This window comes from Bradyrhizobium sp. (genome assembly GCF_035570375.1).
Taxonomy (GTDB): domain Bacteria; phylum Pseudomonadota; class Alphaproteobacteria; order Rhizobiales; family Xanthobacteraceae; genus Bradyrhizobium.
In genome coordinates, this window is sequence record NZ_DATMLW010000018.1 from 1 (window position 1) to 15,239 (window position 15,239).

Genomic DNA, 15,239 nt, shown 5'->3' on the forward strand with positions numbered 1-15,239 from the left:
TTTCGTTTGTTTTCAAGCGGGAAGCATTGTGTCTGTTGCGCCTATAACCAGCGTTTTCATATGCTTTATCCGCGGTTTTGCCTTGAGCGAGGGCGTGAGCGAATAGTTCTTGGCGCTGGTTTCTAAGTGCAGGCATTAGCTAATTCGTCAGATCACCGCACCAACAGGATCAATGACCCGCACCTTGGATGCCGCGCCCAATTTGCCAAGCCGCTTTTTGCAATAGCGACGATATCGGACATTTGCCCTCGGCTCTTTCGGACATTCAGCGCTCCGCCGACGCTCCTGCGCTATCGCATTGCCCTTGCGATGCAACCCCTGGCTCAGGCCACGATCGGCACGCCATTGCTCCTCAGCTTCGCGTGCGCGCTCGGGCAGCGATTTGGAGCTATTCTTCTTGGCACTGTTCTTCAGTTCTTGTTCGCTAATGGGCATCTCTGCATCTCCAGTTGATTGAGTGTTTAGGTTTCGCTTCGCGCTTCCGGTGAAGGCGCCCCTGTCACTGAGTTCGACCTGATCCGTGGACGCACCTCGCCTTCCCACAAGAAGAAGGCGGGGTTTGCGTTGGTTTCTGTCACTTGAGACAGACCGTCACCGGCCCTTTCGGGCGCGCGTCGATCTACGATCTGCTCAATTACTTGTTGAGCGCGGGCCGGGGTCATCCTGTCGGTCCTAATCGTGTCCTCGTAATTGCTTAATGGCGGCGGCAACGCATCACTGATCGACCGGCGATGCGTTGCGTCCGGCTCCTTCTGGGCCGGGTCTCTGGCGCGGCGTGCCTCGCTCTGCACGCTTTGCTCTTTCGGCGTACACCGGGTTTTCCCCGGCTTCTCCCCCCACGGTCGATGATCCCATGGTTCGGCCCCGGCTGCTTTCACGGGGGACACGGCACACATGCGCCGTTCATCCTCACCATGGATCAGTCAGGAAGTATCGATGTAGATGGTGGTCGCGGCCGGTGCGGAAATCGTGCGACAGGTCATGACCGCGCCCTCCGTTCGATCCGCTCTGGCAGTGAGGCCAGGAGGGCGGCCGCGGTGGGGTCAATGGCGCCAGCGTGCCTACGGGAGAGCCGATTTAAAGCCTGGCCGGTCCTGCAATAGCTCCGACCCTCCCAGCGCGCTCTCCCGTGCCTTTCTCCGGTACGGCGCTGCAAAACCCACTGGATGCCTGCTGCGCACAAGATGACCCGCCAATTGTCGTTCAGATCGACGACAACAGAGTGGTAGTCGTCCGCCTCTTCGGACGTCGAGTACGGCGTGACCGAATCTTGCTTACTTCGCACTTACTTGCTCAAGTTTTCGGTCAAGCGCAGCCATCGGAACGCGGCGATCGAGATGGGCGCTGAAACCGGCCAAGCGATGGACATGCCGGAGCATGATTTGCAAAACGCCCAGATTTACATTCGAGGCGAAGGCGCTCATGAATTCGCCCTCAGAAGTGGAAGGCTTTTTAACCAGTTTTCGGCGTCGTCCTCGGCGATGATCGTCCGCCTGCCGATTTTCCGAGCCCGCAGGCGGCCTTCTTTGATTTCTCTGTAGGTCAATGTCCTCCCAACAGCATATCGCCCGCAGAAGGCTTCGACGCTCATCGCCCTCTGCGGAGCATGGCACTGCGGTTCCGGTTGGGGGACCTTCTCGGGCTTATTTGGCTGCTTTGAACTTGTCTGGATCTCGAACAAAAACCACCTCCGTGTGCGAGGCGGATATCGACGCTGGTTCGAGGCTGATCGGCAAAAAAGGCAAAGCAAGCCGCGCACCGGTCAATAACCGCTGTTGGTTGCTCCACCGATTCTCGGCTCGAGAAACAGGAGGGTGGATTAAGTGCGACGACCGAAGCGCTCGGTCCAAGATCACGGAAACGGCCCGCGAATCACCACTTAACAGAACATATGTTACACGCCAAAGGTCACCAGCGAAAGGCAGTGGTGACCAATGGCCCGATCAGTTTCACCGCGACCTTCACCGAGGCGGTGACGGGAGTCTCGGCCAGCAGCCTCACCGCGACCGACGGCACGGTGGCGAGCGTATCGCCGGTGGATTCCAGCCACTACACCATCGTGGTCAATCCGAGCCGAGGCTGGCGTCCGGGGCCGTGGCGCTGAGTCTGGTGGCGGGCGGCGCGACTGACGCGGCCGGCAATGTCGCGGTGGCGGCGGGGGCGGCGGCGGTGACCGTCAATGTCGCCGGGCCAGCGGCGGTTAGGCGAGCAGTCTGGAACGGCCTTAATCCGAGTAGCCCGGGCATTAGGCGGAAGCCATAGTGTGGTCTCGTCGACTGCGCATGGGCTCACGCTTTATTGGCGCGGCGCGTCGGGATCACGTCAGCGCCGTCGGACAACCTGAGCACGGGGAAATTCGCCCGAATAGTCTGCGCGACGTAGGACGGTGCCAAGTGGGCGTAATGCTTTTCGGTCATGCAGGGTGTTGGCGCCTCCGTAGAACACCCGCTCGCAACCGCGGGTCGTATCATAGTTGTGTTTCGGAACGATGGCAGCGTCGAGTGCCACGATAGAAATCCGGACGTTTCGGGGCAGGGAATGGCTTCGCTTCGGCCAGGATGATCCCGCCGGGTCAGTATCGATCGTCGAGTTGGCAACCCAGGCAAGTCCGGTGGTTTCTCTACTGTTCGGAAACCCGACGTCCACCCGAGCAACGCCGGCTTTCATGTCACGCCTTGTTGGCGCGGCGCAGCGGGATCACCTCGGCGCCGTCGCCAATGCCAAGCACCGGAAAATTCGCTCGGATGGTTTGTGCGACATAGCTCGGTGCCAGGTGGGCATAGTGTTTTTCGGTCATGCGGGTGTCGGCATGGCCGAGCTGCGCGGCGACGACGCCCATCGGGACGCCGCTCATGGCAAGAAGCGATCCATGGGTATGGCGCAGGATGTGGAAATTCACCGGCGGCGAGATTGCGGCCCGCTCGCTGGCCTCGTCGAGCGGCCGCTTCTGGTGCGAGGTGCCCCAGACGCCGCCGTCGTCGCGCAGGAACACATGATCGGATGGGCTCTTGTTCTTGGTCCAGCCGGCAAACGACCCCTTGGCTTCGTCGGTCAGCACGACGTGACGGATTTTTCCCTTGCTGAGGCGGATCGCCAACGTGCCACTGTCGCTGTTGAAATTTGCGCATTTCAGGCGGGCGAGTTCGGAATAGCGGCAGCCGGTCAGCATTGCGGCCTGCACCAGCTTGCGGAATTCCCCGGGGCAGGCGTCGACCAGCCGGCGCGCCTCGGCCGCGCTGAGATAGCGCACCACGGCTTCGTCGACCTTTCCAAAGGGTTTTACCTTACGCCAGGCGCCGTCGGAGGAGACGCGGTCGGCCTGGAAGGCGCGGTTGAGCGCGGCCTTCAGCATCGTGAGGATGCGGTTGGTGGTGGCCTTGCGCGCCCGGCGGGCATCCTCGTCGTCGGCAGTCGCGCGAGTGGCCGGCTCGGTCGCGGTCCGCTTGCTGCGAACCCGCTTGGGCTGGGTCGCCAGCTTGTTGCGCCATCGGTTGATGCGCTCGGTGGTCAGTTTTTCGATCTGGATGGCGCCAAGCTCCGGCAGGATCCAGGCATCGAACACATACTTCGCCCCGCGCACGGCAGTCGGGCTTTTCTCGGCAGTGATTTCGGCGAGATAGTCCTTCACGGTGTCGGCGACGGAGTAGGTGCCTTCGCGGACCATGCCTTCGGCAATCAGCCGCTGCCGCTCGCCCCAGCGCCGTGCCTGTTCCTGGGCCTGCCAGTAGTCGAGCACCTTGATGCCATCGGCATCAACCGTGTCGTCGGCGACACCAAGCGCCTCGGTGGCGTAGACGCCGGCGCCGCGATAGCAGCGGGCGATCCATGAGCCGGCGACAGCGCCACGGTAATAACCGAGCCGCAGACCCTTCGCGATTTTTGCGAAATACGGCGTGCGGCGAATCCGCAATCGCGCGCGCGCGGTTCGGCTTTCGAGGAAGGAATTGCGGGCCGTGCGCGCCATCCGGCTTTGTTCCATTTCTTCAACTTTTCTCCAACAGACGGGAGAAAATCGCAATGGACTCTAGCGGACGCAGGCGACTTAAGCAATTGATACTATTTAGTTTGTGGACGTCCATGGACGTCCGCCAACGTCCGGGTTACAACTCTCTCAAGGCTGAAACAGGGGTTCGATTCCCCTTGGGAGCGCCATGTCTCGATGTCTGAACCCTTTTGCATCTAAACACTTGGCGGTGGCGCAGATGTCGATGGTCTTCCGCAGCTTGGGTCTAGCGCTCGCCTTGGCAGTGCTTTGTCTCGACGTGCGTGCGGTCCACGCCCAGGCTCTGCCATATTGGACCTCGACCTGGCCACCAAGCCTCAACTCGGCCGGATTTGGCGGCAGCGAGGCCACAGACAGCTTCTCGTCGCGCTACAACCTGCCGAACGGCTGGTTTGTCGGCGGCGAGCGCGGCGGGTTGGGTCTTGCCATCAACAGTTTCAGCCCGGGCGGAGCATGGGGAAGCACATCATTCGCATACGAAGGCGTGCAGTTCGGTTACAATTTCAAAAGCGCGCCCGTCACGGTCTATGCCGGTTTCGACACGTTGAAATACAACACCGGCATCGGCAGTCCTTTGGCCGGTTTCGACTCCTTGTCGTCGAGCTCGGCGCCCGGCTACGGCGCGCATGCCGGCGTCGAATTCCGCCCCACCTCAAATCTCAGCCTGTCGCTCGCGGTCGGTTTCGCCCAGCAGGGCGGCCGCATCGACAGCGACATCAATTCCTCGCTGCCGCCCGGCGCTACACCGCTTTATTTCGGCGCTCGCCGCTGACGCGCGCCTCTTTGTTGTCCTGCTAACGGATCTGGTGGAGCAGCTTTCGTTATGAAAGCTAACGACCTCGTCACGAAGCGCCGCGCGAAAACTCTCCGCACGGCGCCTTGAGCGCGCAAGCGATGAATCAGGGGGCGCGCGTTACTTCAGGTAACCGACGTAGTAGATGCCGATCGTCTTTTTCGAAGCGTCGAGGATCGGCTTGTATCCGGTGATGTAGGGTTTGCCGAGAATGTCAGCCTCGCCATAGAACGGCTCGTCCTTCCTGATGGACTCGATGGCCTTGCCCGCGGGGTCCAGGACGGTGCCGATGGCGCGGGAGCCATCATCCTTTTTAACGTTGGTCGCGACGCGCACATACTCGTTGCCCTGCTTGACGAAGATCGTGGCCGTGCCGCGTGTCTTCTTCGCCACCTCATCAACCAGTTCGAAATTGTTGTTCATCCTGGTGGAGCCGAAATAGATTGCGGGCACCTCCTTGCCCGCGACAGTATCGGTACCCTCGACTTTGGCCGGACCAAGTTGGGTCGCCATGGATTCCAGGAGCTGCATTGCGGACCTCACCCTTTCGTCCTGAGCCAGGCCACTCCGCGGCAGAAGCGCAAGCGCAGCGACGCACGCGAGCGCCAGAACAGCGAGTTTGATTTGCGTGATTTTCATGAGCTTCCCTCCTCTGAGAACGGAACAATTCCATCTGCGTGATCTCAGAATTGACCGCTGGAGTTTTTTCATTGGAGGTTAAAGCGTGTCGTCAGCTCGCTTTTCGCGAGCTTTCCCTGACCAAACAGACGCATTCGCTATCGCAGTGATTTTTGCTGGAGCTGTCAAATATTCGCCCACGATGTTTATGCGCCAAGGCAGACTCAAAGTTCAGCGATGGGACGAAACGTCGCGGGTGATGCCGTCCTCACTCCACGCTTTCGCGCTCTATCGAGGAGCGGGACGGATATCGCGCTGGTTTCGAACTGCTGTGACCTCGCTACCGACCCGATTGAGGCGAGAGAACAAGGAGTGTGGCGACCATGGGCATCTACTTCGAAATCCAGGCAGACCAGACCGACCGCGCCAAGCGTTTCTATACGGATGTCTTCGCCTGGAAGTTCACGAAGGCGCAAGGCACGCCGGTTGAGTACTGGCGCATCGAAACCGGCGAGGGCCGCGGCGGTCTTCTCAGACGTCCCGCACCCGCGCCACCTGCCCATAGTGGAACGAACGCCTATGTTTGTTCGTTTGAGGCGACCAGCTTCGACCAGGTGGCCGATGCGATCATCAAACATGGCGGCAGTATTGCGCTTCCGAAGTTCGCGGTGCCCGGCGTCTGCTGGCAGGGCTATTTTCTCGATACGGAAGGAAACACGTTCGGCGTTTTCCAGCCGGATTCAAGTGCCGGTTGATCAGGAGGCGCTCTGGGCGCGCATTTACTTCCCATGAAGCGGTGCTGCCCGGCGTATCGCCGCCGCGCTGTGGCCGCGGCACGCGCTGCATGGAAAGCGATAACAACAGAACGGACCTGACCCTCAATTCCGGTTCAGCGCGCCGACGGTGGTGCCGGCAAGAAGCTCCTTCACCGCTTGCGTCGTGGCGATGGTGGCCGCTTCGTCATAGGCCACCGTCGTTCCCCGCTCGACGCATGGATCGTTCAGATCGAAATGCTTGCCCGTCCTGCTGTTCAAAATCTCCCCGTTCTCACCTTCAACAAGCCGGCAGTTGCGCGTGGTCTGTGCCCGCTGAAGTTTCAGCGGCTGCTTCAGCATGAAGGCGTCGAAAGCGTGATACGCACCCGGAAATTCGGTCAGAACCACGTCTGCACCGGACTTTTTCAGACGGGCAACGTAGTCGCGGCACGGCTCGATGGAGACCCAATCATCGGCGATGCCATGGAAAAGACGTATCGGCTTTCCGGTGACCTTGTCGTCATCCTTCAGGGTGACGTTGCACGGTGTATAGAGGCCGATATGCGCGGCGAATTGCAGGTTTGGCGGACCGTACATTTTCCGGAATCGCTCGTTGCTGGAATAAACGGCCGCCACCGCGCCCTTTGAAAAGCCCATCACGGCGATGCGGTTCGTATCGATCCGAGGATGTTGGGCCAGCGTTGCTAACGCCCGATAAGCATCGACCATCATCGCAAGCGTAGCGAGCTGCGACTGATCGTCGATCGTGTTGTTGATGCCGCGTCCGGAGAAGCTGTCGACAACAAAAGTGGCCACACCAGCGCCGTTGAGTTCCTGAATCCATCGTTCATGGGTCGACCCAAGTCCTCCCGATCCGTGGACCAGGATGACGGCCGGAAGCCTGTCGGTCCCGGGCCTCGGAATACGCAGTTCTCCGCCCAGCACGGTGGAGTTGCCGCTGCTGTCACCGGTCAGGAATTGCGGCGTGCTGAGCGTGATCGTCTCTATCGGGCGAATTTCTATCCGCGCCTGTGCATGGGCCTGGCTCGGCAGGTTGATGAAGAGGCCCAACGTCATCGCGAGGGGGATCGAAAGAAGCCATGACCTGAACTTGGTTGGGTTCATCTGTTCCTCCTGGACCAGCTTGCCAATTATTTGTAGCACTTTTGTGCTCGCTGTGGAGGCTCGGCTCTTTCAGCGCCAACTGGCTATGACGCCTTGCGGAAGGGACGGGACGCCCGACCGTCCCATCCGAAGGTATCGATCGAGATCGCCTGGATTCCAGTTGCAAACCTGCAAGACAGGCGCAATCCTTGACCCGCAATAGGCGGGAAAAACAGGTCGGGAGGAAACGATGGCTTTGGAAACCAGTCGGCGCGCCTTCGTCAAAGGTGCGGCGGGCATATTGGCGACGCCCTGTCTTTCCCGCAAAGTGTTCGCGCAGGACGTGATCAAGCTGCGCTGCTCGCTCGATACGGCGCCTTCACACCCGCGCAACCAGGCGATAACAGACTATCTCGACAAGCTCGACCAAGCGAGCAACGGCAAGATCAAGTCCGAACTGTTCCACTCCGGCCAGCTGTTCGCCGATCTCAATGTCACCAAAGCCTTGATCCAGGGCCAGATCGACATGGCCGCTCCCGGCACCTGGACCATGACGGGGCTCGTGCCCGACAGCGACTTCTGCCAGTTGCCGGCCCTCTACAGTCCCTCGATCGACGTGTTTCGCCGTTGCAGCGACGGCGCGCCGGGCGAACTTGTCGGAAAGCAGATCGAGGCCAAGCTGCGCTCGCACATCCTCGGGCACTGGCTCGAACTCGGCTTCGAGAACTGGTACACGACCAGGAAGCCGATTCAGACCCTCGATGATTTCAGCGGATTGAAGATCCGCAGCCCCGGAGGCGCGGGGATCTCCTGGCGCATCGCGTTGGTGCGCGCAATCCCGAACGTCACGCCCTGGCCGAACGTGCCGCTCGCTTTGTCGCAAGGCACCTTCGACGGTTTTGTCAGCACCGACGAGAGCTGTACGTCGGCCAAGCTCTGGGAAGCCGGCGTCAGATATTCCTACGCCGATCACCAGTTCTTCGGCAATTACGTGCCGATGGTCAGCGATGGCTTCTGGTCGAAGCTTGGTGACGCCGAGCGGAAATTGATGCGCGATGTCTGGGCGGCCAACATCGCGCGCTACCGGGCAATGTCGGCAAAATCGCAAGCCGACGCCCGCGAAACCATGAAGTCGCACGGCGTCACGTTTGTCGATCCCTCAGCCGAGCAACTGGCCACCGATCGCAAGCGCATGATTGCGGCGCAAGCCGATCTCATTCGCGACGCCAAGCTTTCACCCGACATCGTCAAGCTCGTGAACGATACCGTCGCCAGTCACAGCTGATACCGACAGAAATAACCCGAAGGGAATTTGCCTTTGCGCGATCCGTGGTGGGACAGGGCCGAGCGGGTTCTGATCGGCCTGCTGGGCGCGCTCGCGATGCTGGTCGGGTTGGTGCAGGTCGTCGGGCGTTATGTCGCCCCGCGCTATGCCATTTCCTGGGCGGAAGAAGTGATCGTCTACCTGGTCGTCTGGGGCATCATGCTCGCCGCGTCCCAGCTTGTGCGCACCGATGGTCACGTCCGGCCCGATCTTCTGCTCAGGGCCGTGCCGCCGCGCGCCCAGCGCTGGATGGAGGTGACCAATTGCATCGCTGCGCTTTTGTTTTGCGCTGGTCTAGCCTGGTACGGCTGGAGCATCGTTGAGACCTCGTGGGAGCTGGACGAACGCAGTTCATCGGACCTGCAGTTTCCGATGTGGATTTACTCGGCAGCGGTCCCGACCGGGGCCGTGCTCATGACGGGGCGTTATCTGATCAGGCTCTACCGCTATCTTTTTGCTTTTGATCCGCAAACCATGACGGTCGGTCATATCCCCGCGCACGAACAAGCCGGCGGATCGAGCCCTTCTCCGCCGCAAGTCTAGTGGGGGGCGGGCGCGACCGGTCATGCTGTTGATTTTGTTTCTGGTGCTGTTCTTCGGCCTTCTCGCCGTTGGAATGCCGATCTTCCTCGTGCTCGGACTGTGCGCTGCGGTTCTCTACTTTGCCTCCGGTGAGCCACTGATCGGCGTCGCGCAGGTCATCATCGATCATCTCAATTCGCCGACGCTGATGTCGCTGCCCTTGTTCGTGATGGCGGCGACCTTCATGCGTCATGGCGGCGTCGCTAAGGCGCTGGTGGACTTTTCCGCCGCCTGGCTCGGCGGTATCCGCGGTTCGCTCGGGCTTGTGACAGTCGTCGCCTGCACGCTGTTTGCGGCGATCTCCGGCTCTTCGGTGGCGACCGCGCTCGCGATGGGAACGATTCTGCTCCCGGCCATGATCGAGAAAGGCTATCCGCGCAGTTTCGCGCTCGGCGTGGTCGGCGCCTCCGGCACCATCGGCATCGTCATCCCGCCTTCGCTGGCGCTGATCCTGTACGGCATCGTCGCCGAACAATCGGTGCCGCGCCTGTTTCTGGCCGGCGTGTTGCCGGGCCTGTTGCAGGCCGCGGTATTCTTCGGCTGGGTCTGGTACGACGCGCGGCGGCGCAAATTCCCGGTCGAGCCGACGCTGCCGTTCGCCGAACGCGTTCGGGTGACGGCGAGGGCGATTCCCGCCCTGATCGTGCCGGCGATCGTGCTCGTCGGCATTTATGGCGGGGTCGTCACCGTGACCGAAGCAGCCGCCATTGCCGCGGTGGTATCGCTCACGGTAAGTCTCGCCTATTACCGGGGCTTCCACTGGTCGGAAACGTTGTGGGTGGTGGCCGATGCGCTGAAAAGCGCCGGCGCGATCATGCTGATCGTCGCCACCGCATTGGCCTTCGGTCACTGGATGACGGCCTCCGGCATCCCGGCGGAACTCGTCAAGTGGGTTTTGGCGCGCAACATGGCGCCGTGGCAGTTCCTGCTCGCGATCAATGTGCTGCTGCTCGTGCTCGGCTGCTTCCTCGAGGTCATCGCGACGTTGCTCCTGGTGCTGCCGATCCTGGCGCCGGTGCTGCCCGCGCTCGGCGTCGATCCGGTGCATTTCTCGATCATTTTCACCCACAACATGGAGATCGCGCTGGTGCATCCGCCGGTCGGATTGAACCTGTTCGTGTTATCCACGATTTCGCATGCGCCGATCGGCGAGGTCGTGCGCGGCGTTCTGCCGTTCCTCATTCTGCTGCTGATCGTCCTGATGATCATCACCTACGTACCCGCGCTCACGCTGTGGCTGCCGCACGCAGTGTACGGGAACTAGATCCGGATGATCTTGTTTCACCTCTCCCCGCCGGGGAGAGGTGAATTTGCGTAGCAAATCGGGTGAGGGGCCATTGCTCTCACGAGAGATCGTAACCCCTCACCCCAACTCCTCTCCCAACGGGAGAGGGGGCGCACCTTCCGTTGCCGCGATCGTTCAATTTAGTCTCACCATGTTCATGGAAGGCGCGCCTCACTCCCAGCGAAACGCGCTTTTGATCCCGTCCACGACGAACTGCGTGGCGAACGCGGCGAGCACGATGCCGAGCAGCCGCGCCAGCACGATATTGCCAGTCCGTCCCAGCACGCGTGCCAATTGCCCCGCGAGCAGAAACGACAGGGCCGAGGCGAGCGCAACCGCGGCAATGATCAGGACCAGCGCGAGGAGGAGCGAGGGATCGCCACCGGTGCGGCTCGCCAGCAGCAGCGTGGCGGTAATGGCGCCGGGACCCGCGATCAAGGGGATCGCGAGCGGGAAGGCGGCAAGATCGGCGATTTTCTCGCGCGCGGCGCTCTCGGCTTCGCGGCTCTCCTGGCGCATGTGTTCGCCAAAGATCATCCGCGTCGCCACGCCGAACAGCAGGATGCCGCCGGAAATCTGGAAGGCCGCAAGTCCAATGCGAAGCTGCGCCAGGAACCAGTTGCCGAGCAGCGCGGTCACGATCAGGATCGCTGCGGCAATGACGGAGGAGCGCAACGCGAGCGCGCGCTTTTGCGTAACTTCAAGCCCCTGCGTGAGCGCGATGAAAGCGGGCGCGAGCCCGATCGGATCGATCACGAGCACCAGTGGAGTGGATTTGACATTCGCGACCCACCTAGCCGCAAGCTCGCAACGCGAATGTCAAATCCTAAACTCCACTGGAATCCTATATTTGCTAGTGGTCCTCTGATTCTAACATTCGCAAGAGTGCCTGCAGCAATGGGAGGCGAATGTTAGAATCGGACCACTAGCGTGACAAAGGATGAAGTCACGTAGTTCAGCATGGATCACGACAGTGGTGGATGCGTAACCGGTTTATCGGCTGAGTTGGACCGTCTTGTGTCGTTCTCTATCGGCGGATAGCCTGTTCAGCGGCCTCAGGGAAAGCAACATGACCATTGAGAGAATTCAGCCCGCCTTCCTGTCCAAGCGAAATGTCGGCATCGGCTAACCTCGGATTTGGAACAATCTCACCATGCCTGATTTCCACGGCGTCTTTCCCTATCTGGTTTCGCCCGTCGACGCCGACGGGCGGGTCCGCGACCGCGTGCTCGGCCGTCTGTGCGAGGATCTCATCGCCTCCGGCGTGCACGGATTGACGCCACTCGGCTCGACCGGCGAATTTGCCTACCTGAACAATGCGCAGCGCTCCGACATCGTGCAGGCGACGATCGAGGCGGCACGCGGCCGCGTTCCCGTGGTCGCCGGCGTCGCCTCGACCTCGACTTGGGATGCGGTGGCGCAGGCGAAATCGTACCAAAAGCTCGGCGCCGATGGCATTTTGGCGATTCTGGAAGCATATTTTCCGCTGACCGATGCGCAGGTCGAATCCTATTTTCGCAGCGTCGCGGATGCGGTCGACATTCCCGTCGTGATCTACACCAATCCGCAATTCCAGCGCTCCGACCTTTCGCTTGACTGCATCGCGCGGCTTTCGGCCCATCCGCGCATTCAATACATCAAGGACGCATCCACCAATACCGGGCGGTTGCTGTCGATCATCAATCGCTGTGGCGATGCAATCGGCGTGTTCTCGGCTTCCGCCCACATCCCGGCCGCGGTGATGCTGATCGGCGGCGTGGGATGGCGGGACCGGCCTGCATCATTCCACGGCAAAGCGTCGAGCTCTATAATCTCTGCAAGGGGAAGCGCTGGGACGACGCGATGGCGCTGCAACGCAGACTATGGCGCGTCAACGAAGCTTTCGCGCGCTACAACCTCGCCGCCTGCATCAAGGCCGCCCTCGCCATCCAGGGCTATGAGGTCGGCGATCCAGTGCCGCCGCAGGCGGCGCTGTCGGCGGAGGAGCGCAAGGTGGTCGAGGCGGTGTTGCGGGAGGTGGGGTGAGGGGACTCTCGTCATGGCCGGGCATAGCCGCTCGAAGAACGGCGTCGCTTCCGCTCGCCTGTGACCCGGCCATCCACGACTTTTTTGGCGTGACAGAACACCAAGACGTGGATGCCCGGCACAAGGCCGGGCATGACGATTCGTGCTGCAGGGCTTGGCCTCCTCCGTCTCGATCCGCTAAGAGAACCCTAACAAGAACGGACTCGAAGGATACAGCGGATGAACATTCTTCCCGGCAATATGCGTTTCGGTGCGGGCCAGCCCGTCAAGCGCCTTGAGGATCAAAGGCTGCTCACCGGAAAGGGCCAGTTTCTCGACGACAAGCCGGAAGATGGCGCGCTGTGGCTGCATGTGCTGCGCTCGCCGCATGCCCATGCGAAGATCGTGTCGGTTGACACCCGGCCGGCCGCCGGCATGGCCGACGTGGTTGCCGTCTATACCGGCGCAGATCTCGTCGCCGACGATGTCGGCACGCTTCCGACCTTGATGGTTTTTCAGCGGCCCGACGGTTCGCCGATGAATGTGCCGCCGCGCCGCTTGCTGGCCCATGGGGTGGTGCGCTTTGCTGGCGAAGCGGTGGCGGCCGTGGTGGCAAAATCGCGTGTCGCGGCGCAGGAAGCAACCGAAGCGATCGCGGTCGAATATGAAGTGCTGCCGGCGGCGGTCGATCCCGTCGCCGCCACCCAAGAAGGTGCGCCGGTGGTGTGGGAGGGCGCGCCCGACAATGTCGCGGCGGCGATGAGCTATGGTGACGCGGCCGCGGTGGAAGCGGCGTTCGCCAAGGCCGCCCATGTCGTCTCGCTCGAAGTCGTCAGCCAGCGCCTGGTCCCTTCCGCCATGGAGCCGCGCTCATCCATTGCCGAAGTCGAGAAGAAGAGCGGCCGCCTTCTGTTGCATGTGCAATCGCAGACGCCGGGTTCGACGCGCGATCTGCTTGCGGATGCCGTGCTGAAGCGGCCGAAGGAAAGCGTGCGCGTGCTGGTCGGCGATATCGGCGGCGGCTTCGGTCAGAAGACCGGGCTTTATCCGGAAGACGCGCTGGTGGCTTATGCCGCAACCAAGCTGAATCGCAAGGTGCGCTGGCGCGGCGACCGCACCGACGAGTTCGTCGGCGGCACCCACGGCCGCGACCTGACGTCAACCGCCGAGATGGCGCTCGACGCCAAAGGCCGCGTGCTGGCCTATCGGGTGCGCTCGATCGGCGGCACCGGCGCCTATCTGTCGGGCGCCGGCGCCATCATTCCGCTGGTGCTTGGGCCGTTCGTGCAGTCGGGCGTGTACGACCTGCCGCTGGTGCACTACGAGGTCAAGGCGGTGATGACACACACGGCGCCGGTGGGCGCCTATCGCGGCGCGGGACGGCCCGAGGGCGTGTTCGTCGTGGAGCGGTTGATGGATGCCGCCGCGCGCCAGATCGGGATCGATCCACGCGCTATTCGTAAAGTCAATTTCATCAAGCCGACGCAAATGCCTTACACCAATCCCGTTGGCCAGGTGTACGATTCCGGCGCGTTCGCGCACATGCTCGACCGCTCCGCCAAGCTCGCCGATTGGGATGGTTTTGCCGCGCGCAAGCGGGCGGCGAAGAAAAAGGGCCTGCTCTATGGCCGCGGCCTGACAAGTTATATCGAATGGACCGGCGGGCGTGCCCACACCGAGAAAGTCAGCCTGCATGCGACCGCCGAAGGGCGCATCGTCCTGCATTCGGGCACGCAGGCGATGGGGCAGGGGCTGCAAACCGCCTATTCGCAAATGATCGCGGCATCGCTCGGCATTCCGCTGGAGCGGATCGACGTGGTGCAGGGCGACACCGATCTCGCAGTTGGATTCGGCAGCGTCGGTTCGCGCTCGCTTTTCGTTGGCGGCACGGCCGTGGCGGTCTCGGCGAATGATCTGATCGCAAGCGCGCGCGACAAAGCCTCGCATCTGCTCGAGGCCGCCATTGGCGATATCGAATATCGCGACGGCTTTCTCACCGTGGTCGGCACCGACAAGCGCGTCGGCCTGTTCGAGATCGCAGAAAAGGAAAAAGGCGGCAAGCTGAGCGTCGACAGCGAAGGCGAAGTCGACGGGCCAAGCTGGCCGAATGGCACGCATATCTGCGAGGTCGAGATCGATCCCGAGACCGGCATCACGCGCGTGGTGCGCTACACGACGGTCGACGACGTCGGCGTCGCCGTCAATCCGATGCTGGTGACGGGACAGGTTCACGGCGGCGTCGCGCAGGGTATCGGGCAGGCGCTGTATGAGGCCGTGGCCTACGACGCGGAAGGCCAGTTGCTGACCGCGAGCTATCAGGATTACTGCCTGCCCCGCGCCGGCGACATCCCGCCTATCGCCGTCACGCTCGACGATTCCGCGCCCTGCCGCACCAACCCGTTGGGTGCCAAGGGTTGCGGCGAATCGGGTGCGATCGGCGGACCGCCCTGCATCACCAATGGCGTGATGGATGCGCTGAGCGATCTCGGCATCAAATCGATCACCACGCCCTTGTCGCCCATGAAGGTCTGGCAGGCGATACGGGACGCAAGGGCGGCGGGTGGTTGACGCGCAAATAGCGGGTCCCCCGTCATGCCCGGGCATAGCCGTTCGAAGAACGGCGTCGCTTCCGCTCGCCTATGCCCGGGCATCCACGTCTTGGTCTCATGCGCGATGAAAGTCGTGGATGGCCGGGTCAAGCCCGGCCATGACGATTGCACTACCATTTCCAATTGGTTGTCAGGCACCGTTGAATGACGGTGTTCGCTGTC

Annotated in this window: 13 protein-coding genes and 1 pseudogene; 9 read left to right on the plus strand and 5 right to left on the minus strand. The window is 61.8% G+C overall.

What is annotated here, in order from left to right:
* Positions 1–147: 147 nt before the first annotated feature.
* Entirely contained in the window at positions 148–435 is a 288-nt protein-coding gene (locus VNX23_RS01985; protein WP_325627442.1) for a hypothetical protein, read from the minus strand.
* An 854-nt stretch (positions 436–1,289) separates the two neighbouring features.
* Here VNX23_RS01985 and VNX23_RS01990 point away from each other — a divergent pair.
* Positions 1,290–1,541 carry a hypothetical protein gene (locus tag VNX23_RS01990; protein WP_325627444.1) on the plus strand — a complete coding sequence of 84 codons (252 nt, stop codon included), beginning with the start codon at positions 1,290–1,292 and terminating at the stop codon, positions 1,539–1,541.
* A gap of 350 nt (positions 1,542–1,891) precedes the next feature.
* Positions 1,892–2,104, plus strand: coding sequence for an Ig-like domain-containing protein (locus tag VNX23_RS01995; protein WP_325627446.1), 213 nt, complete (start codon positions 1,892–1,894; stop codon positions 2,102–2,104).
* Between the two features lie 564 nt (positions 2,105–2,668).
* On the opposite strand, the gene VNX23_RS02000 is transcribed toward VNX23_RS01995, so the two are convergent.
* The gene (locus VNX23_RS02000; protein WP_325627448.1) at positions 2,669–3,979 is read right to left on the minus strand and encodes a tyrosine-type recombinase/integrase; all 1,311 of its coding nucleotides are present in this window, start codon (positions 3,977–3,979) and stop codon (positions 2,669–2,671) included.
* Positions 3,980–4,202: 223 nt separating this feature from the next.
* On the opposite strand from VNX23_RS02000, the gene VNX23_RS02005 reads away from it, so the two are divergent.
* Entirely contained in the window at positions 4,203–4,775 is a 573-nt protein-coding gene (locus VNX23_RS02005) for a hypothetical protein (RefSeq protein WP_325627450.1), read from the plus strand.
* A 141-nt stretch (positions 4,776–4,916) separates the two neighbouring features.
* Here the strand turns inward: VNX23_RS02005 and VNX23_RS02010 are convergent, their stop codons facing one another.
* Complete coding sequence (locus VNX23_RS02010) at positions 4,917–5,435, minus strand: Cache 3/Cache 2 fusion domain-containing protein (RefSeq protein ID WP_325627452.1); 519 nt, start codon at positions 5,433–5,435, stop codon at positions 4,917–4,919.
* A gap of 362 nt (positions 5,436–5,797) precedes the next feature.
* On the opposite strand from VNX23_RS02010, the gene VNX23_RS02015 reads away from it, so the two are divergent.
* Positions 5,798–6,169, plus strand: coding sequence for a VOC family protein (locus VNX23_RS02015; protein ID WP_325627454.1), 372 nt, complete (start codon positions 5,798–5,800; stop codon positions 6,167–6,169).
* Positions 6,170–6,292: 123 nt separating this feature from the next.
* Here VNX23_RS02015 and VNX23_RS02020 read toward each other — a convergent pair whose 3' ends face one another.
* Positions 6,293–7,294 (minus strand): dienelactone hydrolase family protein, encoded by a 1,002-nt coding sequence (locus VNX23_RS02020; protein WP_325627456.1) that lies wholly within the window; start codon positions 7,292–7,294, stop codon positions 6,293–6,295.
* A gap of 229 nt (positions 7,295–7,523) precedes the next feature.
* Here VNX23_RS02020 and dctP point away from each other — a divergent pair, with 229 nt between their 5' ends.
* The 3 genes from dctP to VNX23_RS02035 are packed head-to-tail and all read left to right on the plus strand — an operon-like array spanning position 7,524 to position 10,443.
* Positions 7,524–8,558 carry a TRAP transporter substrate-binding protein DctP gene (gene dctP / locus VNX23_RS02025; protein WP_325627457.1) on the plus strand — a complete coding sequence of 345 codons (1,035 nt, stop codon included), beginning with the start codon at positions 7,524–7,526 and terminating at the stop codon, positions 8,556–8,558.
* Between the two features lie 27 nt (positions 8,559–8,585).
* Positions 8,586–9,140 (plus strand): TRAP transporter small permease, encoded by a 555-nt coding sequence (locus VNX23_RS02030; RefSeq protein ID WP_325627458.1) that lies wholly within the window; start codon positions 8,586–8,588, stop codon positions 9,138–9,140.
* 22 nt (positions 9,141–9,162) lie between these two features.
* Entirely contained in the window at positions 9,163–10,443 is a 1,281-nt protein-coding gene (locus VNX23_RS02035; protein ID WP_325627460.1) for a TRAP transporter large permease, read from the plus strand.
* Positions 10,444–10,635: 192 nt separating this feature from the next.
* On the opposite strand, the gene VNX23_RS02040 is transcribed toward VNX23_RS02035, so the two are convergent.
* The gene (locus VNX23_RS02040; protein ID WP_325627462.1) at positions 10,636–11,226 is read right to left on the minus strand and encodes a MarC family protein; all 591 of its coding nucleotides are present in this window, start codon (positions 11,224–11,226) and stop codon (positions 10,636–10,638) included.
* 391 nt (positions 11,227–11,617) lie between these two features.
* On the opposite strand from VNX23_RS02040, the pseudogene VNX23_RS02045 reads away from it, so the two are divergent.
* Positions 11,618–12,489, plus strand: a pseudogene (locus VNX23_RS02045) (dihydrodipicolinate synthase family protein).
* Positions 12,490–12,708: 219 nt separating this feature from the next.
* Positions 12,709–15,036, plus strand: coding sequence for a xanthine dehydrogenase family protein molybdopterin-binding subunit (locus VNX23_RS02050; RefSeq protein ID WP_325627464.1), 2,328 nt, complete (start codon positions 12,709–12,711; stop codon positions 15,034–15,036).
* Positions 15,037–15,239 lie beyond the last annotated feature (203 nt).

Bases quoted from the DNA above. Each gene is read 5' to 3' on its own strand.
- VNX23_RS01985 (WP_325627442.1), bottom strand. From the start codon at position 435: ATGCCCATTAGCGAACAAGAACTGAAGAACAGTGCCAAGAAGAATAGC.
- VNX23_RS01995 (WP_325627446.1), top strand. From the start codon at position 1,892: ATGTTACACGCCAAAGGTCACCAGCGAAAGGCAGTGGTGACCAATGGC.
- VNX23_RS02000 (WP_325627448.1), bottom strand. From the start codon at position 3,979: ATGGAACAAAGCCGGATGGCGCGCACGGCCCGCAATTCCTTCCTCGAA.
- VNX23_RS02005 (WP_325627450.1), top strand. From the start codon at position 4,203: ATGTCGATGGTCTTCCGCAGCTTGGGTCTAGCGCTCGCCTTGGCAGTG.
- VNX23_RS02010 (WP_325627452.1), bottom strand. From the start codon at position 5,435: ATGAAAATCACGCAAATCAAACTCGCTGTTCTGGCGCTCGCGTGCGTC.
- VNX23_RS02015 (WP_325627454.1), top strand. From the start codon at position 5,798: ATGGGCATCTACTTCGAAATCCAGGCAGACCAGACCGACCGCGCCAAG.
- VNX23_RS02020 (WP_325627456.1), bottom strand. From the start codon at position 7,294: ATGAACCCAACCAAGTTCAGGTCATGGCTTCTTTCGATCCCCCTCGCG.
- dctP (WP_325627457.1), top strand. From the start codon at position 7,524: ATGGCTTTGGAAACCAGTCGGCGCGCCTTCGTCAAAGGTGCGGCGGGC.
- VNX23_RS02035 (WP_325627460.1), top strand. From the start codon at position 9,163: ATGCTGTTGATTTTGTTTCTGGTGCTGTTCTTCGGCCTTCTCGCCGTT.
- VNX23_RS02050 (WP_325627464.1), top strand. From the start codon at position 12,709: ATGAACATTCTTCCCGGCAATATGCGTTTCGGTGCGGGCCAGCCCGTC.